Below are 25,438 nucleotides of genomic sequence, written 5' to 3'. Positions count from 1 at the left end.
TTTAACGCTTTTTCCTGCGCAGCATCATAAAGCAGCCAGCGCCAAATAGTAGGGCAAGTGAGGCGGGCTCGCTCACATTAATTGAGCCAAACCGGTAATTGTTTACCTGACCTGTGGGTGCAAGATACTCCTCACCCTTATCATTCACTAAGGTTACTTCAGGCGTTATTAAGCTGTCAGCAATAACATTACCGTCTATATGTCCATTGTAGAAGCTCAGCTGCGCATAGGGGGCGAGAACGCTACCTTTAACGCCAACGGAGTGCAGCGTTACGTCAGTTGCATCAACAAAGTTGAACAGAATGTTATTGGTGTACAGACCGTCGTGGCGCAAATCGATATTATTATCGTTGTCCCGATACTGTCCGTTTTCTCTGAAATAACTATTTTCTTGTTTAAACGCCGTGTTGAAAAAGCCCGTATCGAATAACTCAACACTTTGCCCCAACACGTTGATGATATTAATGCTGGTGGTAGAGAAATCGTAGACAATGCCCTTATCGGCGGCACTGAACCATGAACTGTCTATGGAAAAAATATTGATATCTTCAGTGCCGGTAAACGTAATGGTGTCGATTTTTGTGCTTGCATCGTCAAGGCACTTAGCAGCGCCACAGTTGAGCGTAGTAACGCCATTCACGTCCATATTAGCGAAGTCCCTTGATTGGGTAAGAACTTCATCTTTTATCGCAGTGAAATCAAGGTTGTCCACTTGCACAATGTTCGCGGCATCTTTAACCGCAGGTGATGTGCCTGAGTTGCCGCTTTCTACAATGAGGTTGTTGCCATACGTCACAGAGCCATCGTCTAAGCCTGCGCTTTTAATGACAACGTCTCTTTCGGCGTCGATGTTTCCCTGCTTTATGCCTGAACTGACAAGAGATACATCTCCCTTGCTACTAATGCCGCCATTATTTACAGAGCCCCCTTCAATAGACACAGACGTTGCGCTATTTAATCCTCCGGCAAATTCAACATTATTGGCATTGATCATTCCTGAAACCGTAGTCTGACCGCCGTTGACTTTACCTCGTGTAAAATTGAGGTCACCACCCACATAAAGGGAACTGGTGGAGAGATCTGGTGGGAGCAATAAACCAACATCGAAATCTTCAACCGTAAGGTTACCACCTACAGCAAGCTTACCTTCAACATCGGATCGTTCGCCCTCATAATCGTTGAAGATAAATGCGTTATAGTTGAATGCTTCGCTCAACGCGATAGGTGCAGCAATGCTGCATTGTGAGGATAATGCTACTGCGGTAATCGCAATAGTGGCAATTTTAGATTTCATAATAGCTCCAGGATTGTCTGAGCCTGGAACGGCACTTTCAACATGGCTTTCCAGACAATCTGTAGCTTACGATTTGACCAAAAATTATGCGACGACGCAATGTATACTTTGGTATAGGCGCTAATACGAAAAAAGCCGCCCGAGGGCGGCTTTTTTTAGCAAAAAGAGATGTTATCCCTTTTTAACTAATACAGATACTTTTGAAATACCTGCAATTTTTACTTGGTTCATTACTTCTACCACAACGCCGTGTTCAGCTTCTTCGTCGGCTTGGATAGCAGCAGTGTCCGTATTATTTTCAGCAAGATAAGTTTGCGTGTTTGCAACAACGCGACGAACGTCAACTTCACGTCCACCCATCATAATAGTGCCGTCTTCTTCAATACGAATTGAAAGCGCTTTTGATGGCTTATCGTTTTTAGCTTGATTGTCTTCTGGACGATTAACGTCTAACCCTTTTTCTTTTACGAACGAGGTCGTTACGATGAAGAAAATCAACATGATGAACACGATGTCCAACATGGGGGTCATATCAATCTGAGCCTCGTCTTCGGCCGAGGTATGCTTTTTTCTTTTCATCTCGTCTTCTTTCTTCTGTTACGTTCGAGCTCAATAGTATACTGCTTGTTACAAAAATATACAGGCTTTTGTACAAAACAGTGTGCTCGTAACCACTTGTTGCTGGAAAAATGCTCAATTTCGCGGTAATAAAACGACTAATTTCTAACGTTTGTGCGAAATGGCGACGCCTAATTGGTAAAAATACAACATCAATGCCTGATTGAGTGTTACACGCAAATTACCATGAGGGTAAATGCCAAGTCTAGCTTCTGTGGATTTTTTTGTACCTTGAACTAAAAATGCGTTTTTAATCTCGTGATCCTGAATACACGATTCGAAGGCGCGAGCAGCCATTTCTTGGGGCATGGCGTAATAAAATGTTTTAAGCGCTCTATCGGCCTCAACAGATTTTACAAAGTAGTCATTGGGTCTTTTGTTGTGATCTAAAAACATGAGGTCAAAGCAGTCGCTTAACTTTTGATTAAGCGGGTGGGTATTCATGGTGGCGTTATCTAACCACGCTTGCGTGGCGAAAGTGCCGTGGGATAGTCCCTCGAACATACGTGGTGCAATGTAATGATCAAATGCATGAAACCACTCGTGAGCCAAAGAGCCGGCTCCCGCATTTTTCGCCAGCGCTAACTGCCGCTTTCCACTGTGATAGTGCGCACTTGCGTTTTTTTGCCCACCGCTTCCAAAAGCCAGTGACAGCGAGCCGTTTAGCGAAAGCACCTGTTCGTTTATATTCAATATTGTGGTGAGGTCGTAAAGCGCATCGAAGAATAAATTGGCTGCTATTTGTTGTTCTTGCGGTGTAACCCATCTGCCTACCGTAATGGTGGCAAAATTAAACAACTTTCTAATGTCTTGAAAAGACACGTCGGCGCCGTCCCTGTGGCTAGGGCCGTTTCGATAAAACGATTGATGAATGCGCCCTTTAGTTTCCACGCTCACTTATACCTATCTGCGCCCGTAGTAACGTTAAGCTAAAGAAATGAGGAGTTGTTCGCACCATGCTTCAATTCTAGCATCGGTATCATCATATTGATTTTCGTCGTCTAGCGACAAGCCTACGAAGTGGCTTTTATCTTCGGTAAGTGCTTTAGAGGCGGTAAAGTCGTAACCTTCGTTAGGCCAATAGCCTACTATGTTGCAGTTTGAGGGGAGTATGGCATCGTGAAGCATACCAAGGGCATCTTGAAACCACTCGCCATAGCCCAGCTGATCGCCAAGTCCAAATAGCGCTATGGTTTTACCCGACAGGTCAAGTTGGTGTACGTCTTCCCAATGAGACTCCCAGTCTTCCTGTAGTTCACCGAAATCCCAGGTAGAAATGCCAAAAATGATAATGTCGTAGTCTGAGGTGCGCGACAAATTCACATCTTTAATATTGTGAAGATGAACTACGTTGTCATCGAACAAACTATTAAGCTGGGCTTGAATTTTTTCCGCTGCCATTTCGGTATAACAGGTCGTCGAGCCGAAAAATAAACCTATAGACAGGGCGCCATCACTCATTAGATACCTCTTTTTTTGCTAGTCGTTATTTACAGGGGAGAATACTACCTCTTTCCCGTTACTCAACAAAGCTTTGCAGTGAACATCCTTACCTTTGTGTGAAATATTTAATACACCAATAGCACAGCCATTAAATAGTTCTTTCTCGCCATTATTTGGCGGTCTCGCTTTTACCGACATATTGCGACGTTTGGTAAATACGTTTAGGGGCGACTTGGCGCCATAAAGAAGGCGGTTAAGTGTATCGAACCAAGTGATCAAGGTTTCTGGAAACGCATTTTTTAAGCCGCTACAAGTAAACTGGGTAATATGAGGGCTGTTGCGTCTAAATCGCAGCCGCACATCGTAAACAAACGAATAGTGTACGTCGCCAGATAGAATAATAAATTCTGGTGGCGTTTTGTAATGCCTGAATATATTGAGCATCACGTTGGCGGTGCCTCTGTGTGCCATCCAGTTTTCAGCATCGACAGTTAATGCCTTGCCAAAAAAAGTGAACAGCTTTTGTATCGCTTCAATAATCTTCACCCCATAAATAGGAGCAGCAGACACAACGATAACGGCTTCTTTGCCAATGATAGAATGTTGAAACTCGCAAAGGGCTTCCCAGTCCATAAGGCCTGACGGCTTGTTGAGACTAGATTCAGAGCGCCATCGCTGCGTGCGAGTATCTAATACCTCAATAGGGGGCGACGTATCAAGTCGATAATGCCATTCGCTGAAATCGAGCAGCTTATCAATAAATGTGTCGTGTTCATTTAAATCGCTACTACTAAACACTTTTTGCGCATCGCCAATAAGGGAAGCCACTTTCTTAGGCGCATTACCCCAGCCCTGACAGAGCAAGTACCCAATAAGCGCGTTACCAATCATGCGCTTAGACAGCGGGTTAGCGTAAACTTCTTGCTCCCAACCGCGGGTTAAATTCCAATCGTCAGTGACATCATGGTCATCAAATATCATATAAGTGGGTACATGAGCGAGTGCCCGTCTTACCGAGGGAAGCTGCTTTACAAAGCCGTCGATGGCTTTTTGTTCTTTCTCAAAAGTGTCTCGGTACTGCTGAGGTATATGGCTATTATCGATGTCAATCAATGGCCAGAGAGCGTCAGACCAAACCAAAAAATACATCGCGAGAATTTCAGCACTGCCAATAAGGTGGTTTTGTGCATTTACTGATGTGAACACAGGTTTCTTTTTCGCACCGAAAAAGAGAGATGACAATACGGTATTGGTCGCGATTTGTGGCAGCAACTGCTCGCGTTCATAAAACCCATGAGAGTGCTGCGCTAGCTTTGCCGTATTGCTAACAACGGCGCCTTCCAACCCTTCGTGGTATAGCCCCAGTAAGTCGCAGCAATGATGGATGGCCTTTAACATCGGTCCGGCCACGTCATCGGCATAAATCTGATCGCCCGTCATCAGTAATACATCTGGAAGTGATGAGCTGCCTGCTAGGCCTTTTTCAATGAGGGTATCTACTTGCGCGAGAGCATCGTCACCGTCAAAATGTGGTTTGCGGCAAGAGCCGTGTAAAATAGTTTCTGGCGTCTCGGTATAATGAAAACTTAAGCTATCTTCTGCGCTATACAGTAAACGCTGTTGCTCGATATGCCACTTTTCACTTGTGGCTTTATCGGTAAAGTCCAATTGATAATACACTCGTTCGCGATCGCTAAACTTGTGCGAAGCAGCTGCTGATAATAAATGAATGTAGGCGTATTGGCCCACCTGTACGCTTTCTGCGTGACACTCAACCTCAACCTCAACATTATTACCGCGTTGCGTAAGATGAATGGAAGGGGCACTAGGCAACGACGTCACCAACCAGATATGACAAGTATCCTCGGTAACCTTGCGAACGATTGGACCAGCAATAACCAATGGAAGGTCGGTTTCACGTTCTGTTCGATTGTCTCGCTCAGATTCTGAATGGGAATCTAATTGAGAGCCTGATTGAGAGCCTAGTGTTGAAATAGTGCGTTCCCCATTGTGATGACATCACGTGTGCATTTTTTTAGTATTTTACTCTTTTTTGTGTATAAACGGTATGCTCTATATACTCGCTTACAATTTATTCATGCTTAGCTAGTGCTTATCTTATGTTTAGGCCAGTGCATGATTCGTACTCTGAAAATGTGCGCCATCTAATCTATTTTTTTGCATGGCTCACTATGGCTTTGTACTGTAAACCACTGCCAAAAAAGGAACTATCTTGATGCTAAAAAATGCGCTGCTTATCTGCGTTACTGCACTAATTATAACTGCATGCAGTGAGACAAAAGAGGTCATTATTACCCCTGAAAAAGAAGATTTGACCGTGATTACGGTGGGAAACTGGATAACGCAACAAAATGGTAAGGTGATGTTTGACCCACAAACATCTGGGTTGGTGGCGATTAACGATAAGCTTTTAACAATAGCAGACGCCAGCGCCGACAAAAGTCAGCAATTAAAGTTGCACAGCATAGACCCCACTACATCAACACTGCTGTCTTCAAGTAGTACCTTTTCTTTTTCAACCAAAGTAAGAAGAAGCTGCTTTTACAATTACCTAAGTGCCGAACCTGATTTAGAAGCACTCGCAGTAGACCCCAGAGACGCCAACGTTATTTACACCGTTACTGAAGATGCCACACGAACCGGTGCACTTAGCCCCCGCTGTGAGTCAAAATATAGCACTACAGGTTCAACAGATTATCCAACATTGCTAGTGCGTTTGGCGCGCAAAGCCAACGGCGATTTTGCAATGACCCATGTTCGTCCACTGCAATTTCCAGCGTCATTTAATGTAGGCAACTTCCCAAATGACGGTATTGAAGGCATCGCGATGGAGGCAGATGGAACCATGTACCTGGGGTTAGAAAAAGATATCGCAGGTCAGCCTCGTATTTTTAGCGTAAACGTTGATGAAAACTTTTTTTCAACGACAGACTTTGCCGTAGTTAAAGAACCCGCACTTTTATTACCCAAGTTTCCGTCGGGCAATCACCCTATTAACGGATTGACGCTACACAAGGTTAATGATCGCGCTTTTCTGATTGCTGCGGCGAGAAACGATGACGAGTTATGGATAATAGATGTGGCAGGTGAGCAACCTACACTACGAGTACCCGTTACTTTTATGGTGAAAGGTACTGAAGCCTGCGAGGATTACGTGATGGATAATGCGTCGATGGAAGGGCTAGTGACCATAGAAAATACACTGTGGATCATAAACGACCCATGGGAAAAGAATTACTTAAAAAATGCCTCGTGCAAAGCTGATGAAGAAAAGTACAAAGACTTAGCGCCGCTGCTGTTTTCGGTGCCACTGAACGATGCTTGGTTTCAATAGCCGACGTCCGATTAAAAGCGGTAGATTGAATCAATTGATTGTCTAAGGTTGATGAATAGCGGGTAATAACAGTGGATGCAGCAAAAGCGAAGGGTATTTAACTTCGCCAATCTTATAGATTTTGTGTAGTAACTAAAAAGGGGCACTGATTGCCCCTTTTTGTCTATTAGGCGTTTACGTTATTAGACGCTCAAACTGTTAGGTACTAGTTTAAACATCTTTGCGAAGTCGTGATGCGAATGTCTTTTTAAACTTCGCCAGTTTGGGCGCCAGTACCATCGAGCAATACTGATTTTGCGGATTATTTTTGAAATAATCCTGATGGTAGTCTTCGGCCGGGTGATAATTGTTTACTTCAACCACCTCGGTAACGACGGGGTTTGGCCAAATTTCTTCAGCGGTAATCTCAGCAATTATTTTTTCCGCCTCTTCTTTTTGCGCTTCGTTATGATAGAAAATCGCGCTTCTATACTGCGTACCCACATCATTACCTTGGCGGTTAAGCTGAGTTGGGTCGTGCAGCGCAAAAAAGATTTCCAGTATTTCACGATAGCCAATGGTGTCTGCATCAAAGGTAACTTGCACCACTTCAGCATGTCCGGTACTGCCACCACATACCGATTGGTAAGAAGGTGACGGTTCTTCGCCGCCGGCGTACCCCGATATCGCTTTTTCAACACCCTCAACGGTATTATACGCTGACTCTATGCACCAAAAGCATCCGCCTGCCAATGTGGCGACCTGTAAATTTGCCATGATTAAACCTCTCAATTTCAATGACTGTAGTGTGGGTTCCACCTGCGTCTAACTCAAGTCATCCAAGCATGTTTTTTTAGCGTATAAACGAATAACAAATACAAAAATACATACTGCGTGCGCTTTAGTACGTTTCCAATTAACTTGAGGTTTTGTAGTGATTATTTTTTATGATGGCTATTGTCCGCTGTGCATGACTGAAATGAAGCACTTGAGAAAGCGAGACAAGCACAATCGATTAACACTCGTTGACATACAAGAGCCAGATTTTAGTGAGCGTTACCCCACATTAGACTGGCATGCATTGAATGCAAGAATTCATGCACTTCGAGAGGATGGAACCTTGATAACTGGCTTAGATGTTACCCATGAAGCGTGGAAAGCAGTAGGCGTTGGTTGGCTTTATGCGCCTTTGCGTTGGCCTGGCATTCGTATTATTGCCGACGGTTTTTACAACATTTTTGCTAAACACAGATACACAATTTCTTATTTATTAACAGGCAAAAAGCGCAGCTGCGAGCGCTGTATACCAGGAGAGCCCAATGACAAGTAAAACACTAATAATTGGTGCCTCAGGCGGCATCGGTAATGCGTTAGTTAGTCGATTTGCAGATAATGGCGATGAGGTTATTGCGGTAAGTCGAAGCGGATACGTCGACAGCAGTTGGCCTGATAACGTCTCCGCAAAAACCATAGCAGAGCATGACGAAGCTAGCATTTCTGCTTTTGTAGAGGAACTGAAAAGCCAAGGCATCAAACTGAATAATGTGGTTGTGACGACAGGCGTATTAAAAGACGACGACTTAGGAGTAAACCCTGAGAAGCGTTTAGAAGATATGAGCGAAAGCGCACTGGCTTCCTATTTTGCCGTGAATTCAATTATTCCTGCTTTGTGGCTAAAGCATCTAGTGAACATAATGGATAAAAGTCATGCCACTGTCGTTTGCCTAAGCGCTCGTGTTGGCAGCATATCCGATAATGGATTTGGTGGCTGGTATGGATATCGCGCTTCTAAGGCTGCACTTAATATGCTGGTTAAAACCGCGTCCATTGAATACAAGCGCCGAGTGAAAAATGCCATGTTGGTGTGTTACCACCCAGGTACAGTAGACACCGAGTTGTCAAAACCATTTCAGAAAAACGTGGCAGAGAAGAAACTGTTCACGCCAGCCTTTACAGCCGATCAGCTATTTACCCACGTATCTAAGCTAGATCGCGACCAATCCTGCCATTTTATAGACTGGGACGGTGAAGTGGTAACTTGGTAATACGCTTTGTTACTATTTCGTTGAGTCCAACATCAAGACTTTTTATTACACTGCTGTTACCATACTTTCTTGGGTATGGTGCAGCGTATTGATTGGCCTATAGAGTCTACAATACTCTTAAATGGTCAGAACTACTGGGCGTTGACGCCGTTGCGAGTCATTTCAAAACATACCATCCTAATAAACATAACAATAACTCAACAAGAGGAAGGGATATGAGCGGGGCCAGAGAACAGTTCGGATCGCGCATAGGTTTTATTTTGGCAGCTGCAGGCTCTGCAGTTGGTATTGGTAATTTGGTTGGCTTTCCAGTAGGGGCAGCAAAAAATGGCGGGGGCGCATTTCTATTAATGTATGCCATATTCGTTTTTGCCATTTGCTTACCTGTGATGATGGCTGAAATGTCAGTGGGTCGTCATGCTAAAAAAGATCCATTGGGCGCCTACAGCGCAATTAGCAATAACAGTACAAAGTGGAAGCTTGCAGGGTGGCTAGCCATTGCTACCCCATTTATGATTGCCGTGTTTTATATGGTGATCACCGTATGGATTTTCGGTTATTTATATGAAGCCGTTAGCGGTAACCTAGACCAGTTGGCTAACCCCGACACGTTTGGGATATTCATCAATTCGCCGTCTATTTTTGCGTATATGGCAGTTGTTGTTGGCGTGGTCTATTTAATACTGCAAGGTGGTGTTAAAGAAGGGATTGAAAAAGCAGCGAAGCTGCTGATGCCAGCGTTGTTCGTTATGCTAATTGGCTTGGTGATTTTTGTACTCACTCAAGACAATGCGATGGCGGGCGTTAAGTTTTACATTGTGCCTGATTTTTCTAAATTGAATGCATCGGTGATAAACGGCGCGTTAGCACAAGCCTTTTTCTCACTATCACTAGGTATGGGTATTCTCATTACCTATGGTAGCTACATCGACAAAAAGTCAGACGTTCCTAATTCGGCAAAACTTGTTGCTTTAATGGATACCGCCGTTGCGTTTACCGCAGGCTTGATGATCCTACCTGCAATATTCTCTTTTAACCCAGAGATAGACCCAGCAGACTTAAGTGAATCGTCGGTAGGCATGATATTTACTTATTTACCGAGTATATTCTTGGCATTACAAGAGTCTATCGGTTATTTAGGCGCATCTGTAGTGGCCAGTTTATTCTTCTTGTTAGTGTTTTTTGCTGCAATTACCTCATTGGTCTCTATCTTTGAAGTACCCGTTGCTGCATTAATGGATGAGAAAGGGGTAAGTCGTAAGTGGGCTCTTACATCGCTAGGCAGCATCATGATTGTATTGGCTATATTGAGCGCGCTGTCGTTCGGAAAAATCGACGTGCTGACAACGTTCGTAAGTTACGCCGGTGCCGATAAATCGTTTTTTGATGTGATTATTGACGTCTTCTACGAAACCATATTGCCGCTTAACGGACTGCTGATTTGCTTATTCGTTACCTATCGTTGGAAGACTGCAAATTTCAATGCTTCGCTAGAAGAAGGCAGCGATAACTATAGAGGAAGTTGGTTTGAGAAATACGTCGACATTTCACTGAAAACCTTCATTCCGGTTATTTTGCTCGTTATTTTTGTTAACACGGTAGCGGTGAAGTACTTTAATTTTAGTCTGTTCGGTTAAACGCCACAGGTTACCCATACCTTTACGCCCTCAAAAGTGTCAACGCTTTAGCGGGTAAGCCGATTAAAAGATAAAATTAACATCAAAAAAAGGGGGTAGCAGTTGCTACCCCCTTTTTAATTTTTCGGTCCCGCCCTGAAATACGTTAACAGTTTTTAGGACGACACAGTCGTATAAAGCGCCAGTGCTTCATCAATACATATCATCTGGGTTTGCATAGGCTGGTGTAATATCAAGCGCCTGCCAGCTTGCACTAGCGTCTATTACCTTGCCCATTGCCTCAGATTCAGTATCTGAAAATAGTGGCAGAGGCAGGTTTAATGCTGATGCAGCGCGAGAATAGTATTCACCGCGTTTAGGGTGAAGTGCGCTACATAGGTGCAGTGTGCAATTGTGTGTGGGCGTTTCAATAACTGCGAGCAACCCCTTAACAACGTCAGCGATATGCACTAGGTTAATTCGCTTATTACCCGCGGGTAACTCACGGCCGCTCAATGAGCGCGCAGGGTGACGGTCTGGGCCAACTAAGCCTGCCAAGCGAAGCACGGTGTAATTCACCTTAGATGACAACGAGGCAAGATGTTCTTCTATGGCTACGTGAGCTTTTGCCGATGCAGTCTCAGGAGCGGGGGCACTGGTTTCTGTGAGGGTTTGGTTAGTACTGTCACCGTAAACCGATGTGGTGCTTACAAAAATAATATGCGCCACGTTTGCCGCAACCGCATCGTTAATAAGGGCAATAACCTGCTGAGTGAAGCCGTCTAGCTGAGTGCTACGTCTACCCGGTGGAATGTTAATAATGAAGGTTGCGTCCTGCATGTGTTGGCATAGTTGTGAAGTGTCATCGCCAAGTGCAAACTTAATACCTGTAATATTGTGCTTAGACATTTGCACCAACTTGTCGTCACTTCTGGTAGTGCCCACCACATGTGCGTCTATAGGACTATCGCTACTTAATAACGCATTGCCTAAATAACCTGCCATCCAGCCGTAACCGGTAATCACTATTTTTTTCTGCATTTGTTACGTGTCCTTCATGCCTATAATTAAGATGTTTGTATTTTAGCACTGGCGACTAAGTTAAAGTGCTACGGCCCTAGTCTATGTAATACTGTATCTAGGCTATTAGTATATCAGGCAAAGAACGACTTACTCCATGCGCTTAGTGTTTAAACCTATTGGCGTAAAAGCAAAAAGCCGAACATATGTACTATATGTTCGGCTTCGTCGGTGTGCGCTATGGTTATTTCACCAGCTTCCTGTGTCAGGATAGATGTTAACTATGTTTTACTAGTGCAGTTAAACTAGGAAAAAGGTGTGGCTAAACCTACATTTTCATCTTGCTGTGACTGTCTAAATCGATAAGGTTTAGCTCATCAAGCCCGGCAATAGAGGCTTGCATCTTAGACTCAGCATAATCTGCTTTTTTAAGAACGTCGCAAAGAGCTTCGCCTTTTTCTTCTAAAGAAGCGGCTTTTGCTTCTAAACGATATTCCAAATCTTCGCCAAAGCGTTCCATTTTCTGTTCAAACTCAGACATATCGCCTCCTTCCCACAGCATTTGTGTACCAAGGGCAATAAGAATACGGCCCATTGATTCACTGACTAGAGACTCTATCTGCGCTTCAAACTCGGCTTCCCAGCTTTCGTCAAACCAGCCAGGCTCATCAAACTGTGTTGAGTCGATACGTATGTTGCCAGCATCATCATAAAACGAACGAGCAAGCTTTTGATCTAGAGAATCGAAGAGTGCTTGAAAGTCACTGTCTAGGCCGCTGTCGCTGCCAAGTAGTTCACCAAATACTTCGGTTACCGCTACACTGGCAACCTCTAAACCTTCACTGGCAATAGTTAACGTCATGGGAATAGCAGTGTCGATACTATTGTAATAGTCGTTAACGTAAACTTGCTGTTCTTTATTAAGCGCTATCGACTCGCCGTTTATTGACAGGTCTCGATTTGGATTGATGGTGAGTGTTGACCCATTTTCCATATCTACAGTGAGATTGCCTTGATAATACTTAATCTGACCATCTAGCTCGATGTCGCAACTATTATCATGGGCCATAGCTTGGCCACTCACTAGTGCTGTGGCAACAGTAACTGAAAGTAAAAACGTGTTCGACATTGTAAATTCCCTAATCGTGACGTAACGAAAATTAAACTGTGTATGGGTGAGCAAACGCTATTTTGAGATAAATCGTAAATACGATAGTGAATCTAACTATCACCTACGCTTTTATATCTCTCGCGTTGTCTCCTCTTAAATCTATTTATCTTTGTTAATAGTTATAGACGTAGCAATGCCGATGCCATTTATTTAAAGTTAATACATTCAATGGTTTATGAATTTTAGGTTTTTAAGGTTTAATGTGATCCGTAATTTTTTGGCCAAAATAATAATAAAATAGCTTTTTTGACTAAGATCAATCTTGTGGGCAAAGTACAAAATTAAACCTCACTGTAATATGTTCAATAGGGTTTAATTCATGCATAATACGGCCAATTAAATTAAGGGGTTAACACAATGGCTGATTGGACTAATGCAATTATGTTCGGTGTTGCGCTAATTGCCTTTACGCTTGGGCTTAGCAGCATCATTATGGGCTTTATTACAGCGAAAGCGGGTGCTGAAGGTATGCAAGAAAAAGTAGAGTATGGCTTTTTCGGTGTTACTGGTTTGGTCATCTTCTTTTTGATGAGTTATGCACTGGCCTAACAACACAAACAAATAAAAAAACCGGCACATGCCGGTTTTTTTATTTTTCAATGTTGCCTCTAGCGCAAGATTTTCATCAAGGGCTAGGTGACTCGGAGCTTCTATTCACCAGTGCGCCTAAGTGGCTATCTCGTTGGTAAGCTCGCAAGTCGAAAGGCTCAAGCATGGCCATAACGTGGTCAAAAATGTCAGCCTGTACTTTTTCGTAATCCACCCATTCTTGTCTTGCGCTGAAGCAATAAATCTCCAGTGGCAATCCGAGCTCCGTAGGCGGCAACTGTCTTACCATTAGCGTGAGTTCTTGATGAATGTGAGGGTGCTTTCTCAAGTAAGCCTCTAAATACGCGCGAAACGTTCCAATGTTAGTCAAACGTCGACTGTTCAGTAAGTCTGACTCATCAATTGAGTAGTCTCTGTGGTAAGCCTGCAGTTCGTTTTTCTTTTTCTCAATATAATCATTGATATAGCGAATTTTGGAAAAACGCTCTAACATTTCATTGTCGCAAAGCTTTATTGAATGCACATCTAAGTGGATGGCGCGTTTAATTCTGCGCCCGCCAGACTCTTGCATTCCACGCCAGTTTTTTACGGCTTCTGTTGTTAAGCTATAGGTAGGTAAGGTAGAGATGGTTTTATCCCAGTTTTGTACCTTGACGTTGGTAAGTCCTATTTCCTTGATTTCGCCGTCAACCTCATACTTTTGCATAGAAATCCAGTCGCCCGTATTGAACATGCGATTTGCTGCAATTTGAATTCCGGCGACAAAACCTAAAATGGTATCTCTGAATATTAAAAGAAGTACGGCGGCAATTGCAGTTAGGCCAGACACTATGAGCAGAGGGCTTCTGTCAACAATCAGCGATATACAAAGCAGTATAGTAACGATAGCGAACCCAAGCTTTGTTACCTGAATAAAGCCTGTGATCGGCGCTCGTCTAGCGAGTGCTGAGGAGTTATATACATACTCCACGGTACTCAAAAGGGCATAAAGCGCGAGAAGTCCACTGTACAGCATGTATAACTGCGAACTTTTCACCATTAGGCCGAAGAGAACAGCCTCTTCGTCAATAAGTAGCGGCGTGGTTACGTAAATAAATAACGCTGGAAACAAGTGCATCAAACGCCTGAAAAAGCCGTACTCCTGCAGCGCGTTATCCCAAACATTGTTCGATCTATACACTAAGCGCGCTATTTGCGGCCTGATTAACAAGCGAGCAAAAACATAGATAATCACAGCGGATAGTAGAATGCAGCCACCTGCAAGTACGTTATAAAGTGGTTCACCCGTTGTGAGGTTCGGAAATACATCGTGTACTAGATGTACAAACGTATCGCGAACAGAGGTAGTTACTTCCATCAATCAAGACTCCAAAAGGTTTTTGATGCGTGAATCTTTATTTTTCCACAGGTCGTTCAACCAATCTTGGAAATAAAGACGGAATTCTGATTCATTGCGCGTTGAGTGCTGCTGCAATTCTGGAACCGACACTACGTTGACGTCAATGACAATTTTCGTCATAGTGCCGCAGAGCATGGCCATCATCGGATGCTTTTTATTGTGTGGGTATAGCAATGAAATATCTAAAACGTTAGTAAATAATTCACCCATGGCGGCTAAAGTAAAAGAAACGCCTCCCGCTTTTGCCGGCAATAAATGTGTATAGGGGCTTTTCTTTAACGCGTGCTTCTGCGGGGTAAACCGAGTGCCTTCAACAAAGTTAATTACCGTAGTGGGTACGGTTCTAAATTTTTCACAGTACGCTTTCGTTGTTTCTAAATCTTTACCTTTCTTGTGCGGGTTCTTCTCAATGTACGCGCGAGTATATCGGCGCATAAAAGGCATATCTAACGCCCATGCCCCTAAACCCACAAAGGGTAGCCATATTAGTTCTTTTTTCAAAAAGAACTTGGGTGCTGGAATACGCTTGGTGGCAAATTCAATAAGCAAAATTATATCGAGGTAGCTTAGATGATTAGCAATGATTAAATACCACCTGTCTTTAGCAAGTTCGCCATGCACCGCATATTCAATGTCGATGTTGTTAAAAAGGCGAATAAGTAAAACGCTAAGACGACCAAAACTAAACATAAGGCCATGCATCACACTATTCCATAGCGTTTTAACCTTGCCATTAGGGAGTAGTAGTTTTACTAGCCCTAATGTGATGATAAGACCACCCCAAAAGGCTAAATTGAGTAATTGCAGGGTGATATGAACTACAAAGGTAATGGGAGCGAGAATGTTACGGATCATAAAGGCTTCTGCGTTGCGTTTAATTCTTCTAATAGGTTGTCTTTTGCTTGCCAGCGTTCATTAAGCCACGCTTGAAAACGGACACGAACCTGAGGGTCATCGAAGTAAGTGTCTTGGAATATGCCACTGTCCATAATTTCTTGAATAGGCATCACGCTTATATTCACACGAATATCGCGCACTCTACCGCTCACGAAATCCCAAAATGTGGGCACGCCACCAGGGTAGTCGATAGTGACATCAATGAGTTTGTGCAGTTGCTCTCCCATTGCCGAAAGCACAAATGCAATACCGCCAGCCTTTGGTTTTAATAAATGCGCAAAGGGCGACGCCTGTCTGTCGTGTTTTGATTGCGTGAAACGAGTACCTTCTACGAAATTCATAATACTCACAGGCTTAGAGCGAAATTTTTCGCACGCTTTGCGAGTAGTTTCCATGTCCTTACCTTTTAAGTGAGGGTGCTTAGCCAAAAATGACTTTGAATATCTGCGCATAAATGGAAAATCGAGGGCCCACCATGCCAAGCCTAAAATAGGCACATAAATAAGTTCTTTTTTGAGAAAAAACTTTAAAAATGGAATTTTGCGGTTGAAAACCCGTTGAAGAACAAGAATATCTACCCACGACTGGTGATTTGCAGTCACTAAATACCAATCGTTACGGGTAAGTTGCTCTAAACCTTTTACGTGAAAGGTAGTGCCGCTGCTTATGCGTTGGTTAATGTTATTGACGCCAATCCACGCTGTTGCACAGGTATCGAGAAGATACGAGATAAAGCGTCGCCACTGCGACACTGGGATAAGTTTAAATACCGATAATACGATAATAGGGGTAGCCCAAATTACCGTGTTAACAAAATAGAAAATAACAGAAATCGTGCCGACAATATGATGCAATAGTGCTTTAACCATTGTACTTACCTCAAAATTTAGGCGCTCAGTGTAAACGAACTTGATCTAAAATCCGATAGAGCCTTTACTGATTCGTCAATAAAGGTACAAAAATCATGAATAAAGGAGCGGTAATGAAGCTTATCAGCGAAAACAGAGCATTTGGAGGCACCCACCTTCGTTATAGTCATCCGTCAGAGTCTACGAATTGCGAAATGACGTTCGCCATATTTTTACCGCCATTCGCCAGTAAAGAAAAACCAGTACCAGTGCTGTATTGGCTATCGGGGCTAACGTGTACTGATCAGAATTTTATGCAAAAAGCTGGCGCTATGAAGTTGGCGAGTGAACTTGGTATGGCGATTGTCGCACCAGATACTTCTCCCCGTGGAGAAGGCGTTCCCGACGATGAAAATGGTTCCTATGATTTTGGACTAGGAGCTGGCTTTTATCTCGACGCTACACAAGCCCCGTGGGATAAACACTACAACATGTATTCTTACATTACCGATGAGCTTCCAGCGCTGGTTGAGAGCAATTTTCCGGTAACGAAAGAGCGTGCACTTAGCGGTCATTCAATGGGCGGACATGGCGCCCTCGTTATCGGTATGCGAAACCCTAATCGGTTTGTTTCGGTGTCAGCATTTAGCCCTGTGGCAAATCCTACTGAGTGCGAATGGGGTAAAAAAGCATTTAGTCATTATCTTGGTGAGGACACCGAGCAGTGGAAAGCATACGACTCAGCCTTGTTGCTAGCAAGTAAGACTCACAGTATTCCATTGCTAGTAGAGCAAGGGACAAGCGATGAGTTCATGCAGGAGCAGCTCAAGCCTCAAGCCTTAGTGCACGGTGCTCAGCAATCTGACACACAGCTTACGCTAAATATGCATGAAGGGTACGACCACAGTTATTTCTTTATTGCGTCTTTCATTGAAGATCACCTTGAGTTTCACGCGGGTCACTTAGGTTTAATCTAAAGCTACTTAAAAGGCGTCGGCTTTTCTCCGGCGTCTTCTTATTTTTTCACCGATCCTAACTATCGTTAATTTGTTGTATTCTCATGGTGTTCCTCAGGATAATTAAACCGACGTCTATATCCAGAAACAACCGATGGTTTTATCCTCCATCTAGCCTACCTTTTATAATCTCTATGAGTATGTCGACTTCTTCATAACCTGCGACAGTATGCTTCGTTATATCAACCTTAAGACGCTCTAAGACACTATCCTTGTCTAGCAAAGCCTGCTTTATGTAGGTCAATGTTTTTTCCTTTGCGATAGCCGCGATTTCGTCCGCTAGCATCATTGCGGTGGCTCTCATAATGTCGTAATCCTGGACATCCATATAATCTCGTTCGTAAAGCGCATCTACAACTGCAGGAATTTTGCTGTAGTGTTTTATTACATAATAGATATCAATAGCGTCTTTTCCCTGATACTCACGACCTCGTTCAGTCCAGGCGATAAGTTTCAGTAACAATATTCCAGAGGGAGATGCTACTTTTACGCTAATTTTGGGGCTTTTTATGAGGGTAACTTCCCAAGCGTTTTGATAAACTTCATAGAACCCTAGCACGCTCATGACAAAATCCTGTGTGGGCGGCCAAGCGATCTGGCCGTTATCATCACTGACCCCACCAAACGGAATCAGATCGATTTCCCAAGGCAAGCCGTCACTGTCAGTCGTATCTAGTTGATGTGCCTTCTTCGAATGCGGTGTAAATCCTGCTTCTATCAGTGCAGTTCGTAACATTTCATAATGCTCCCAATCCTGCACCTCGATACCAAAGTCCACATCTTTCGTACCGCGCTCAATTGCGGCGTTATAGCCGTGAACCAAGATAATATCCCGTGCAGTAGCCCCTACAATTAGCAACGGGACGCTTAGCTCTGCGGCAATACCATGGATTTGGCTATATACCTCGACAAGCCCTTTGGGCAGCTTTTCTGATACATCAAGCGAGATAGTCACGGTAAATCCTTTTTGCGGTTTCAAGATTGCGAGGATCATCGCTGTTAATTAGTTCCGCATATACTAATAGTGGAGCAACACAGCTAGGCAATGCGCCTTTAATTTTTTCAAGCACTACAGGCGGCTCTACAATTTTTAGTATATTAACGCCTGTCTCTTCAGCACGTAGTCGGCGTAGCCTGAAAGTTTTTAATAGGACTTTATGTGCTTCAGCATCAGCATATATCTGGTATGTTTTGGGGGTAAGGTAATGTGTGTAGGCATCGGCGGCGACTTCTCCGCCCCAGATTGCTCCGTACTTATTTAGCGGTGCGTTACGAAGCTGCTCAATATCCTGAGGAACATATAGCCTTTGCTCCAGTTTTGCTTCCATGTTGTGTGGATAAGCATCTAGCCATTTCGTTAGAAGCAGATCTTTTTCGTTGAGGACGGCCCCCTTTTTCCCTTTGTCGAGAATAAATGTGAGTTGCTTAAGGTCATCTAAAACTTGTTTTACCGTACCTAAAGCAATTTCAGCTTGCTCCGCAAGTACCCGCATTGGCTGATTAACAAGTTCAGGCTTCAATAACAACATCATGATCAGTTTCATGCCTTTAGGTTGAAACGCCTTTCCAGTTAGCTTTCGCGCGTGTTGTATTTGATGCTCTTGAGGTGGCTTCTTGCCTCTGATATCAATATAAAAGGGAGGTATGTTGAGGTGCGCATTGCCCGCCATATCGAGATAATCGATTTGTAACTCCCGACAAAGCTCGGCAATATTTTCATTGATATAGGTTGTGACAATAAGCGTTTTTTTGTCGCTAAAAACTGTTTCTGCTAGTTGAAGTTTTTGCAGTCTGTGGCGAGTAAGTCTCTCTTTTTCTTCCACACACCAAGTATGCCTCTGATTTCCGTGAATGATCGTCAGCTGTCCGTCCGTTACCTGAGCATCTTGTGTATTGTGATGCGTATAAGTGACATTTAGCTTGATATTCGCGGCTAACAGTTTCGCAGCTTCGGCTAGTAAGTTATCCATTTGTTCACTTATTTTTTATGTTCACTATTATTGAACGATACGAAATAATGAACAGCATTGCAATTGTTGTTCATTATTTTTAAGTGTTCACTAACAGTGAACGTTGACTTTTAATGAACAATCAGACATCCATGTCCAACATTTTTATGGGAGAAAGGGAGCCGTTATAGAGTTCAGTACGAGCTTTCGCACTCTTTGCTCGAACATGTAGGCAGCCTTAACTTGCTTCATAACAGAGTCGCAGAATACTTCGATGTACTTTTCCACTTCATTGCAGCGGCCTTATTTTGAAATATTTTTCGATTTTGAAAAAGTCACTGTTCCAGACTCTTTATTTCTAACTCTCGCACAGTAAACAGTTTGATTTTTCCTAACTCTCTTTGAAATGCTATAATGCGCCATCAAATTATTCCTTAATAAAAAAAGCAGTTCCCCCGAAGAAGCTTTTCAGTTCCCCCGAAAGAGTGAAAATAAGGAATTAAAGGGACCCGAATTCAGAAAATCAAGTACACCGCACTTGGTCTTTACTCAAGAAATTAGATAATATCAATATAAAACAAAGGCTTAAATTGAATACTACTGTTCAAACTCTCGACCGCAGATTCTCTGTCGCTCCAATGCTGGATTGGACAGACAGACACTGTCGCTATTTCTTACGATTGTTCTCAAAGCACACTCTGCTGTATACCGAAATGGTAACGACGGGGGCTATTATCTTTGGAAAGGGAGACTACCTTGGTTTTAATACCGAGGAGCATCCTCTAGCGCTGCAGCTTGGAGGGAGCGATCCAACTGACATGGCACGATGCGCGGTGTTGGCTCAAGAACGCGGGTACGACGAAGTGAATATTAATGTAGGGTGCCCAAGCGACAGAGTAAAAAACGGCAGTTTTGGTGCGTGTTTGATGGCGCAGCCTGATGTGGTGGCCGATTGTGTAAAGGCCATGCAGGCCGAGGTCGATATTCCGGTAACGGTGAAGTGTCGTATTGGTATTGATGATATGGATGAGGACGAAGATTTTGCTCGCTTTATCGATATTGTGGCTGGGGCTGGTTGCGATACTTTTATTGTACATGCAAGAAAAGCATGGCTTCAGGGGTTAAGCCCTAAAGAAAATCGTGAAATTCCGCCGTTAAATTATCCGCGAGTCCATCGCATAAAAGAAACCCACCCTGAATTATCAATCAGCATTAATGGCGGTGTAAAAACCTTAGCCGATACCAAAACACAGTTGGAAAGTGTAGATGGTGTGATGATTGGCAGGGAAGTGTATGCAAACCCGTATATTATGGCTAACGTAGACACTGAAATATTTGGTGATGCACAGGCAAAAAGTATTTCACGACGCGAAGCCGTGTTAAAAATGCAGCAATATATTGAGAGCCACATTGAGCGCAAAGAAGATGCGTACTTCAAACCGTGGCATGTAGCGCGCCATATGCTTGGTTTATTTCAGGGGCAAGCTGGTGGTCGTATATGGCGTCGTTATTTAAGCCAAAACGGTACCGGAAAGTCTCCTGATCCTCATTTGCTAATGAATGCGTTGAGTGCCGTAGAGGCAGCACAACGAGAATTGGACGAATACAATAGCCAAAGAGATAGTCAAAGCAGTGGTCAAAAAAACTAACAGGTTAGTGTCTTTGACTAAAGTTTAATATTTGCTCAATATGTTTTTTCAGCCAGCTTAATATTTAGTTTTTATTTTAAGTATATAAATCATTGCTTTAAGCTAATTTTAAGAAGTTGGCACACCTCTCGCTATATGTCTTATATCACAACGACAACGTGTTGTTGTACTGACAAGACTTTCGAGGGAAATTATGAAAACTTCACTAATCGCAGCAACTTTACTTTCAGCAAGCATGGCAAGCGGTGCAGCTAGCGCACAAGAGTCAGTGCTCAATTCGTTGTTACAAAACATGGTAACTACCGCAGTGACGATGACGACAACCGAGCTATCTGCAGATGTTTATCAGTCAGTGGCTAATACGTCTTACCATTTTGAATTAGACGGCGCTCGCACCCAACATATGGGAAGTGTAAGCGTTACCGACATCGCCTCAACTAACGATGACTCAGATAATGCCGGTGCTTTTTTAAAAGATAACGATGTAAAAGGTGCTGATGTAAAAGATATTGACGGAAAAGATGCTGACTAGATATCAGCAAAGTTACCTAGATAGTTAACAGCAAAGCCTCCAGAAAAATCACGAATTCTAAAAAGCGCCCGTTGGCGCTTTTTTCGTTTTCGTCATAGCACTTATAAACTGGCTCATTAAACAGCAGTCAAGTCCTCGCTGTCACCGATACGATACTTCGATACCTAATACACCAATACCTAACACCTAACACACCAATACATCAAACCTCAGCCTCTGCCTAACAATAAGTAACTCACACCTATAGCACCCATACCTACACCTAGCATGCACGAGAACGTTTTATGCCCGAGTGCATGTTTAGCACTTGCACCTCGATATAAGCCGTGAGACTAAGAATATGCGCCTCAAAAACAATGTGGTCAAATTAACAATAATGGTGGTTAAAAATACTAAATTATCGTTTCCTAGTTACCTCGGGCAACACCAGCTTATGCGAGTTTTTGTAAAAAGTTATATTTATCAGTGCCTTAAAGGTTTGGCACGTCTATTGTAATACCTATATGAGTAGAGCGTTAGGAGAATGTGATTACACGTGGAACAGTTCCCCAGTTAATTACAGTGTCCAACCACAGTTTCAAAAATGAAATAGAGAAGTCAGCGTCGCATCAATCTTGATAGTTAATTGCTGGTAACTCGCCAACATCTTTATGGAGAGATAATTATGGGTATGTTTTCAAGAATTAACGATATTGTTCAGGCCAACATCAATGCAATGCTAGACAAAGCAGAAGATCCTGAAAAAATTATTCGTCTCATCATTCAAGAGATGGAAGAAACCTTGGTAGAGGTACGTACTGACGCGGCTCGATATATTGCGCAACAAAAAACATTAGCGCGTCAAATTGACAACACGAATAAAGAAATTGCTAGTTGGCAGGGTAAAGCGCAGCTTGCAATGAATAACGACAAAGAGTCTCTTGCAAAAGCAGCCTTGGTTGAAAAGCAAAAGTACGTGGCTAAGTTATCCTCGTTGCAGGAACAAGAAGCGCACTTAGCTGAGAGTATCGAAAAAATTCAACATGATACTTCTCGCCTCAATGCCAAAATGGCAGAGGCCAAAGCGAAACAAAAAGTGCTCATTCAGCGCAAGCATTCTGCTGAAACCCGTTTAAAAGTGAAGCAGGCCGATCACGAGAACAAAATTGATGATGCCATGTCTCGTTTTGAAAACTACGAACAGCGTATTGACTACCTTGAGGCACAGGTTGATGCATACGACCTTACTAAATCAGGTGAAGCGGCATCACTATCGGCAGAGTTTCAGGCACTAGAAGTGGATGAGTCGATTGAACAAGAGCTAGCGGAACTTAAGAGAAACAAAGTAGCTTAGGCGTTAATAAAAGTAGCTTAAGCGTCAAACACGCGCCTAATGGTTTAGGCGCAGCCGCCAAGTTCTTTCTAGTGGTAAACGCTTAGGTCATACAAGCTAGTTCAATAAAAGCTAAGTAAATAAAAGATTGTTGGAGAAAATCATGAAATTGTCATCACAAAAACGTATTTATAGAGATTTAGATTCAGGTGTTATTTCGGGCGTGTGTGCAGGCGTTGCGCGTTACTTTGACATTGACGCAGTTTGGGTACGTGGCGCTGCAGTTGTAGCCCTGGTTTTCACGCCTGCAATTATTTTACTTGCGTACTTTGCAGCAGTCATTTTATTGCCGAGATTAGCGTAATGAAAAATTTTCTATTGGCGTTGGTTATTGCCATCGTGCTGATGAATTGTCTCGGCAGCGTGGTGGAGGATGCATTAGGAATGCATCTAGTGATGTCAGATGAATTGCTGAGTCCTTGGGAGAACATAGCGGTGTTTTCTGTAGTGGGTATTGTGTTGGCTATTGTTGGGTTTGTTGTCGCCTTGAGCGTAGTGGGTACTGTGGTACTCGCCCTTGGCGCGGTATTATTTGCATTGTTGTTGGCAGGTGTCAGTGCATTTTGGCCTATCATCGTTATTGCAATTGCCCTATATGCATTGAAAAAGCGCAATACTGCATCATACGCGCAGAAAAATGAGCACAATATGCACCATACGTTATAGTTATCATAAATCGATTTAAGTTGTATTCAGGTACTAAAAAGTGGTCATATAGAGAATACCCGTTATTGGGGTTAGTATTTCTCTCGTCATTATAAAAATTCAAACAGCTGACTCAGGTCGGCTGTTTTGTGTAAAAAAGGAAGGTTGGTGTTTATATGAGACAATCAATTAACGCGAAACGGATAGCGATTGTCGCTGTGCTACTTGTCATTATATTTTGGCTTATAGGATGGTACTGGAGCTTATCGCCTGATACGTATGATATTAAAGAGCGCTTGAAAACATCCTCTACCGTAGAAAATCCAACACAAATTGCTGGTTATACAATTACCACCGCAATGATTGATGTATCAGAAACCCTGCTCGATAAGCCAGGCGGTTACTTGTCTAACGACGTCATTCCACCCGGTGTTTTGCTTGATAATATGCCTGCATGGGAATTCGGGGCACTGGAAATGATCCGCGATTTAGCCTTATCTATGCGAAAAGACTTCAGTCGTTCTCAGTCTCAATCAGTGGAAAATCCCTATTTAACAAAGGCTCACCCCAAGTTTAATATGGATCATCAAAGCTGGGCGTTACCTTCATCAGAATCGAGTTATTCCGACGGTATCGCGCTTCTAAAGCAATACAGAGAAGAGTTAGCGAGCACTCGAAACAGCGATAGCCAGTTTTACACCCGCGCTGATAATTTACGAGAGTGGTTAAAGCAAGTAGAAAAAAGATTGGGAAGCTACTCGCAAAGGTTAAGTGCCAGCGTTGGATCTGCTAGAATCAACTCCGACTTGGCAGGTGACAGAAATGCTCGCCAATCTACACCCGTGGCAAAGCAAAGTGTGGTCAAAACAAGCTGGTGGAAGCTAGACGATAATTTTTATGAAGCACGCGGTGCGTCATGGGCTTTACTGCATTTTTTGAAGGCCGTTGAAATAGAGTTTTATGACGTGCTTAAAGATAAAAATGCGCTAGTCAGTATGGAGCAAATTATTCGAGAGTTGGAGGCCACACAGCAGACAGTGTTTAGCCCAATGATTTTAAATGGAAGCGGTTTTGGCATGTTAGCTAATCACTCATTGGTAATGGCTAACTATATTTCTCGCGCCAATGCAGCACTTATCGAAATATCTGAACTTCTTAATCAAGGATAATGAATGAAAAAGAGTCTTTTAGTTGCCGCACTCGGATGCGCACTGGTATCTGTATCTTCACACGCTGATACTATCGCTGGGGTTTATGTTGGGGCTCAGGCATGGCAAACCGACACGTCAGGTGGCTTTGCCGATACCAATAATACGGCAAACTTTAGTTTTGACGATGAAACCAATTCGTCGGTGTATATCGCACTAGAACATCCGGTTCCGTTTTTACCGAATGTTAAGATAAACCAAACAACTCTAGACAATTCAGGTGTAACAACACTCGACTCTAGCTTTACTTTTGACGGTCAGCTTTATACGGCAAATAGCGAAGTTGCTACCGATATTGATTTAACCTCTACCGATCTTATTCTTTACTACGAGTTGTTCGATAACGACTTGGTAAGTTTCGATTTAGGTATCAATGCAAAATACATCGATGGTGCATTGCTAGTAAACGATAGAGCAAGTGCGACGCAAGGGTCTGCAGATTTCTCAGGCATTGTGCCAATGGCTTACTCAAAAATTCAGGTTGGTTTACCGTTTACAGGGTTGTCTGCATATGCCGAAGGAAGCTACTTGTCCTTTGACGATCATGAGTTAAGTGATTATCAAGTGGCTGTTGCCTATTCTTTTATCGAAAGTATTGCCATAGACATGACGGTGCAACTAGGTTACAGAAACGTCACAGTTGATATTGAAGACTTAGACGATGTTTATGCCGACATGGAGTTTGACGGCGTATTTGCTGGGCTAGAGCTACATTTCTAGTCTTTGTAACAGGTATTAATGAAGGCGCTTCTGCTACGCAGATAGCGCCTTTTTTATTTCAATAATGCTTTTAAGCACATTCAGTAATAAAAAAGTCTCATTTATTCTTTTCT

General features: G+C 43.1%; 26 protein-coding genes. 13 read left to right on the top strand and 13 right to left on the bottom strand.

Annotated elements, in window-relative coordinates; genetic code table 11:
* Position 1: 1 nt before the first annotated feature.
* The 5 genes from AC27HD_RS16760 to AC27HD_RS16740 all read right to left on the bottom strand — a co-directional run bounded on the left by AC27HD_RS16760 (position 2) and on the right by AC27HD_RS16740 (position 5,257).
* The gene (locus AC27HD_RS16760) at positions 2-1,294 is read right to left on the bottom strand and encodes a collagen-binding domain-containing protein (RefSeq protein WP_487107255.1); all 1,293 of its coding nucleotides are present in this window, start codon (positions 1,292-1,294) and stop codon (positions 2-4) included.
* Between the two features lie 171 nt (positions 1,295-1,465).
* Entirely contained in the window at positions 1,466-1,873 is a 408-nt protein-coding gene (locus AC27HD_RS16755) for an ExbD/TolR family protein (protein WP_032095551.1), read from the bottom strand.
* Positions 1,874-2,017: 144 nt separating this feature from the next.
* Positions 2,018-2,803: a CLCA_X family protein gene (locus AC27HD_RS16750; RefSeq protein WP_487107253.1), complete on the bottom strand. Its 786-nt coding sequence runs from the start codon at positions 2,801-2,803 to the stop codon at positions 2,018-2,020.
* Between the two features lie 33 nt (positions 2,804-2,836).
* Positions 2,837-3,373, bottom strand: a complete 537-nt coding sequence (gene fldB / locus AC27HD_RS16745; protein ID WP_032095553.1) for a flavodoxin FldB — start codon at positions 3,371-3,373, stop codon at positions 2,837-2,839.
* An 18-nt stretch (positions 3,374-3,391) separates the two neighbouring features.
* The gene (locus AC27HD_RS16740; RefSeq protein WP_487107251.1) at positions 3,392-5,257 is read right to left on the bottom strand and encodes a metallophosphoesterase family protein; all 1,866 of its coding nucleotides are present in this window, start codon (positions 5,255-5,257) and stop codon (positions 3,392-3,394) included.
* Between the two features lie 334 nt (positions 5,258-5,591).
* Here AC27HD_RS16740 and AC27HD_RS16735 point away from each other — a divergent pair, with 334 nt between their 5' ends.
* On the top strand, positions 5,592-6,710 hold the full coding sequence (locus AC27HD_RS16735; RefSeq protein WP_487107249.1) for a hypothetical protein: 1,119 nt from the start codon (positions 5,592-5,594) through the stop codon (positions 6,708-6,710).
* Positions 6,711-6,920: 210 nt separating this feature from the next.
* Here AC27HD_RS16735 and msrA read toward each other — a convergent pair whose 3' ends face one another.
* Positions 6,921-7,466 carry a peptide-methionine (S)-S-oxide reductase MsrA gene (msrA, locus tag AC27HD_RS16730; RefSeq protein WP_334031774.1) on the bottom strand — a complete coding sequence of 182 codons (546 nt, stop codon included), beginning with the start codon at positions 7,464-7,466 and terminating at the stop codon, positions 6,921-6,923.
* 157 nt (positions 7,467-7,623) lie between these two features.
* Here msrA and AC27HD_RS16725 point away from each other — a divergent pair, with 157 nt between their 5' ends.
* From AC27HD_RS16725 to AC27HD_RS16715, 3 genes are all read left to right on the top strand, one after another.
* Positions 7,624-8,019: a thiol-disulfide oxidoreductase DCC family protein gene (locus AC27HD_RS16725; RefSeq protein ID WP_032095557.1), complete on the top strand. Its 396-nt coding sequence runs from the start codon at positions 7,624-7,626 to the stop codon at positions 8,017-8,019.
* On the top strand, positions 8,009-8,734 hold the full coding sequence (locus AC27HD_RS16720) for an SDR family NAD(P)-dependent oxidoreductase (RefSeq protein ID WP_032095558.1): 726 nt from the start codon (positions 8,009-8,011) through the stop codon (positions 8,732-8,734). The genes AC27HD_RS16725 and AC27HD_RS16720 overlap by 11 nt, the downstream gene beginning before the upstream one ends.
* A gap of 215 nt (positions 8,735-8,949) precedes the next feature.
* Complete coding sequence (locus AC27HD_RS16715) at positions 8,950-10,371, top strand: sodium-dependent transporter (RefSeq protein ID WP_032095559.1); 1,422 nt, start codon at positions 8,950-8,952, stop codon at positions 10,369-10,371.
* Positions 10,372-10,563: 192 nt separating this feature from the next.
* Here AC27HD_RS16715 and AC27HD_RS16710 read toward each other — a convergent pair whose 3' ends face one another.
* Both AC27HD_RS16710 and AC27HD_RS16705 read right to left on the bottom strand, forming a co-directional pair.
* Positions 10,564-11,391 carry an NAD(P)H-binding protein gene (locus tag AC27HD_RS16710; RefSeq protein WP_487107246.1) on the bottom strand — a complete coding sequence of 276 codons (828 nt, stop codon included), beginning with the start codon at positions 11,389-11,391 and terminating at the stop codon, positions 10,564-10,566.
* Positions 11,392-11,698: 307 nt separating this feature from the next.
* Complete coding sequence (locus AC27HD_RS16705) at positions 11,699-12,499, bottom strand: DUF2884 family protein (RefSeq protein WP_487107244.1); 801 nt, start codon at positions 12,497-12,499, stop codon at positions 11,699-11,701.
* 399 nt (positions 12,500-12,898) lie between these two features.
* On the opposite strand from AC27HD_RS16705, the gene AC27HD_RS16700 reads away from it, so the two are divergent.
* The gene (locus AC27HD_RS16700; protein WP_032095562.1) at positions 12,899-13,090 is read left to right on the top strand and encodes a hypothetical protein; all 192 of its coding nucleotides are present in this window, start codon (positions 12,899-12,901) and stop codon (positions 13,088-13,090) included.
* Positions 13,091-13,166: 76 nt separating this feature from the next.
* Here AC27HD_RS16700 and AC27HD_RS16695 read toward each other — a convergent pair whose 3' ends face one another.
* The 3 genes from AC27HD_RS16695 to AC27HD_RS16685 are packed head-to-tail and all read right to left on the bottom strand — an operon-like array spanning position 13,167 to position 16,255.
* Complete coding sequence (locus tag AC27HD_RS16695) at positions 13,167-14,447, bottom strand: mechanosensitive ion channel family protein (RefSeq protein WP_032095563.1); 1,281 nt, start codon at positions 14,445-14,447, stop codon at positions 13,167-13,169.
* Positions 14,448-14,450: 3 nt separating this feature from the next.
* On the bottom strand, positions 14,451-15,344 hold the full coding sequence (locus AC27HD_RS16690) for a 1-acylglycerol-3-phosphate O-acyltransferase, YihG family (RefSeq protein ID WP_032095564.1): 894 nt from the start codon (positions 15,342-15,344) through the stop codon (positions 14,451-14,453).
* Positions 15,341-16,255, bottom strand: a complete 915-nt coding sequence (locus AC27HD_RS16685) for a 1-acylglycerol-3-phosphate O-acyltransferase, YihG family (RefSeq protein WP_032095565.1) — start codon at positions 16,253-16,255, stop codon at positions 15,341-15,343. Before AC27HD_RS16685 ends, AC27HD_RS16690 begins: the two co-directional genes overlap by 4 nt.
* Before the next feature lie 113 nt (positions 16,256-16,368).
* On the opposite strand from AC27HD_RS16685, the gene fghA reads away from it, so the two are divergent.
* On the top strand, positions 16,369-17,211 hold the full coding sequence (gene fghA, locus AC27HD_RS16680) for an S-formylglutathione hydrolase (RefSeq protein ID WP_487107241.1): 843 nt from the start codon (positions 16,369-16,371) through the stop codon (positions 17,209-17,211).
* A gap of 139 nt (positions 17,212-17,350) precedes the next feature.
* Here fghA and AC27HD_RS16675 read toward each other — a convergent pair whose 3' ends face one another.
* Both AC27HD_RS16675 and AC27HD_RS16670 read right to left on the bottom strand, forming a co-directional pair.
* Positions 17,351-18,205 carry a nucleotidyl transferase AbiEii/AbiGii toxin family protein gene (locus AC27HD_RS16675; RefSeq protein WP_487107239.1) on the bottom strand — a complete coding sequence of 285 codons (855 nt, stop codon included), beginning with the start codon at positions 18,203-18,205 and terminating at the stop codon, positions 17,351-17,353.
* Positions 18,189-19,220 (bottom strand): type IV toxin-antitoxin system AbiEi family antitoxin, encoded by a 1,032-nt coding sequence (locus AC27HD_RS16670; RefSeq protein WP_032095568.1) that lies wholly within the window; start codon positions 19,218-19,220, stop codon positions 18,189-18,191. Before AC27HD_RS16670 ends, AC27HD_RS16675 begins: the two co-directional genes overlap by 17 nt.
* A gap of 617 nt (positions 19,221-19,837) precedes the next feature.
* Between AC27HD_RS16670 and dusA the strand changes: the two genes are divergently transcribed.
* The 7 genes from dusA to AC27HD_RS16635 all read left to right on the top strand — a co-directional run bounded on the left by dusA (position 19,838) and on the right by AC27HD_RS16635 (position 25,325).
* Positions 19,838-20,848 (top strand): tRNA dihydrouridine(20/20a) synthase DusA, encoded by a 1,011-nt coding sequence (dusA, locus tag AC27HD_RS16665; protein ID WP_487107349.1) that lies wholly within the window; start codon positions 19,838-19,840, stop codon positions 20,846-20,848.
* A gap of 193 nt (positions 20,849-21,041) precedes the next feature.
* Complete coding sequence (locus AC27HD_RS16660) at positions 21,042-21,380, top strand: hypothetical protein (protein ID WP_487107237.1); 339 nt, start codon at positions 21,042-21,044, stop codon at positions 21,378-21,380.
* A 664-nt stretch (positions 21,381-22,044) separates the two neighbouring features.
* Positions 22,045-22,713 (top strand): phage shock protein PspA, encoded by a 669-nt coding sequence (gene pspA, locus AC27HD_RS16655; protein WP_487107235.1) that lies wholly within the window; start codon positions 22,045-22,047, stop codon positions 22,711-22,713.
* 142 nt (positions 22,714-22,855) lie between these two features.
* Positions 22,856-23,056, top strand: coding sequence for a PspC domain-containing protein (locus AC27HD_RS16650; RefSeq protein ID WP_487107233.1), 201 nt, complete (start codon positions 22,856-22,858; stop codon positions 23,054-23,056).
* Positions 23,056-23,418 (top strand): hypothetical protein, encoded by a 363-nt coding sequence (locus tag AC27HD_RS16645; RefSeq protein WP_032095572.1) that lies wholly within the window; start codon positions 23,056-23,058, stop codon positions 23,416-23,418. Before AC27HD_RS16650 ends, AC27HD_RS16645 begins: the two co-directional genes overlap by 1 nt.
* Positions 23,419-23,573: 155 nt before the next feature.
* Complete coding sequence (locus tag AC27HD_RS16640) at positions 23,574-24,566, top strand: DUF2333 family protein (RefSeq protein WP_487107231.1); 993 nt, start codon at positions 23,574-23,576, stop codon at positions 24,564-24,566.
* Between the two features lie 3 nt (positions 24,567-24,569).
* Entirely contained in the window at positions 24,570-25,325 is a 756-nt protein-coding gene (locus AC27HD_RS16635; RefSeq protein WP_032095574.1) for a TIGR04219 family outer membrane beta-barrel protein, read from the top strand.
* The last annotated feature ends 113 nt before the right edge of the window (positions 25,326-25,438 follow it).

Source organism: Alteromonas sp. 4NS20-0143, from assembly GCF_057542855.1.
This window is presented reverse-complemented; position numbering and strand designations above follow the sequence as displayed.

Coding starts and splice junctions, on each gene's coding strand:
- AC27HD_RS16685 (WP_032095565.1), bottom strand. CDS start 16,255: ATGGTTAAAGCACTATTGCATCATATTGTCGGCACGATTTCTGTTATT.
- AC27HD_RS16645 (WP_032095572.1), top strand. CDS start 23,056: ATGAAAAATTTTCTATTGGCGTTGGTTATTGCCATCGTGCTGATGAAT.
- AC27HD_RS16720 (WP_032095558.1), top strand. CDS start 8,009: ATGACAAGTAAAACACTAATAATTGGTGCCTCAGGCGGCATCGGTAAT.
- fldB (WP_032095553.1), bottom strand. CDS start 3,373: ATGAGTGATGGCGCCCTGTCTATAGGTTTATTTTTCGGCTCGACGACC.
- AC27HD_RS16705 (WP_487107244.1), bottom strand. CDS start 12,499: ATGTCGAACACGTTTTTACTTTCAGTTACTGTTGCCACAGCACTAGTG.
- AC27HD_RS16660 (WP_487107237.1), top strand. CDS start 21,042: ATGAAAACTTCACTAATCGCAGCAACTTTACTTTCAGCAAGCATGGCA.
- fghA (WP_487107241.1), top strand. CDS start 16,369: ATGAAGCTTATCAGCGAAAACAGAGCATTTGGAGGCACCCACCTTCGT.
- pspA (WP_487107235.1), top strand. CDS start 22,045: ATGGGTATGTTTTCAAGAATTAACGATATTGTTCAGGCCAACATCAAT.
- msrA (WP_334031774.1), bottom strand. CDS start 7,466: ATGGCAAATTTACAGGTCGCCACATTGGCAGGCGGATGCTTTTGGTGC.
- dusA (WP_487107349.1), top strand. CDS start 19,838: ATGCTGGATTGGACAGACAGACACTGTCGCTATTTCTTACGATTGTTC.
- AC27HD_RS16695 (WP_032095563.1), bottom strand. CDS start 14,447: ATGGAAGTAACTACCTCTGTTCGCGATACGTTTGTACATCTAGTACAC.
- AC27HD_RS16760 (WP_487107255.1), bottom strand. CDS start 1,294: ATGAAATCTAAAATTGCCACTATTGCGATTACCGCAGTAGCATTATCC.
- AC27HD_RS16715 (WP_032095559.1), top strand. CDS start 8,950: ATGAGCGGGGCCAGAGAACAGTTCGGATCGCGCATAGGTTTTATTTTG.
- AC27HD_RS16690 (WP_032095564.1), bottom strand. CDS start 15,344: ATGATCCGTAACATTCTCGCTCCCATTACCTTTGTAGTTCATATCACC.
- AC27HD_RS16670 (WP_032095568.1), bottom strand. CDS start 19,220: ATGGATAACTTACTAGCCGAAGCTGCGAAACTGTTAGCCGCGAATATC.
- AC27HD_RS16650 (WP_487107233.1), top strand. CDS start 22,856: ATGAAATTGTCATCACAAAAACGTATTTATAGAGATTTAGATTCAGGT.
- AC27HD_RS16635 (WP_032095574.1), top strand. CDS start 24,570: ATGAAAAAGAGTCTTTTAGTTGCCGCACTCGGATGCGCACTGGTATCT.
- AC27HD_RS16700 (WP_032095562.1), top strand. CDS start 12,899: ATGGCTGATTGGACTAATGCAATTATGTTCGGTGTTGCGCTAATTGCC.
- AC27HD_RS16735 (WP_487107249.1), top strand. CDS start 5,592: ATGCTAAAAAATGCGCTGCTTATCTGCGTTACTGCACTAATTATAACT.
- AC27HD_RS16640 (WP_487107231.1), top strand. CDS start 23,574: ATGAGACAATCAATTAACGCGAAACGGATAGCGATTGTCGCTGTGCTA.
- AC27HD_RS16755 (WP_032095551.1), bottom strand. CDS start 1,873: ATGAAAAGAAAAAAGCATACCTCGGCCGAAGACGAGGCTCAGATTGAT.
- AC27HD_RS16710 (WP_487107246.1), bottom strand. CDS start 11,391: ATGCAGAAAAAAATAGTGATTACCGGTTACGGCTGGATGGCAGGTTAT.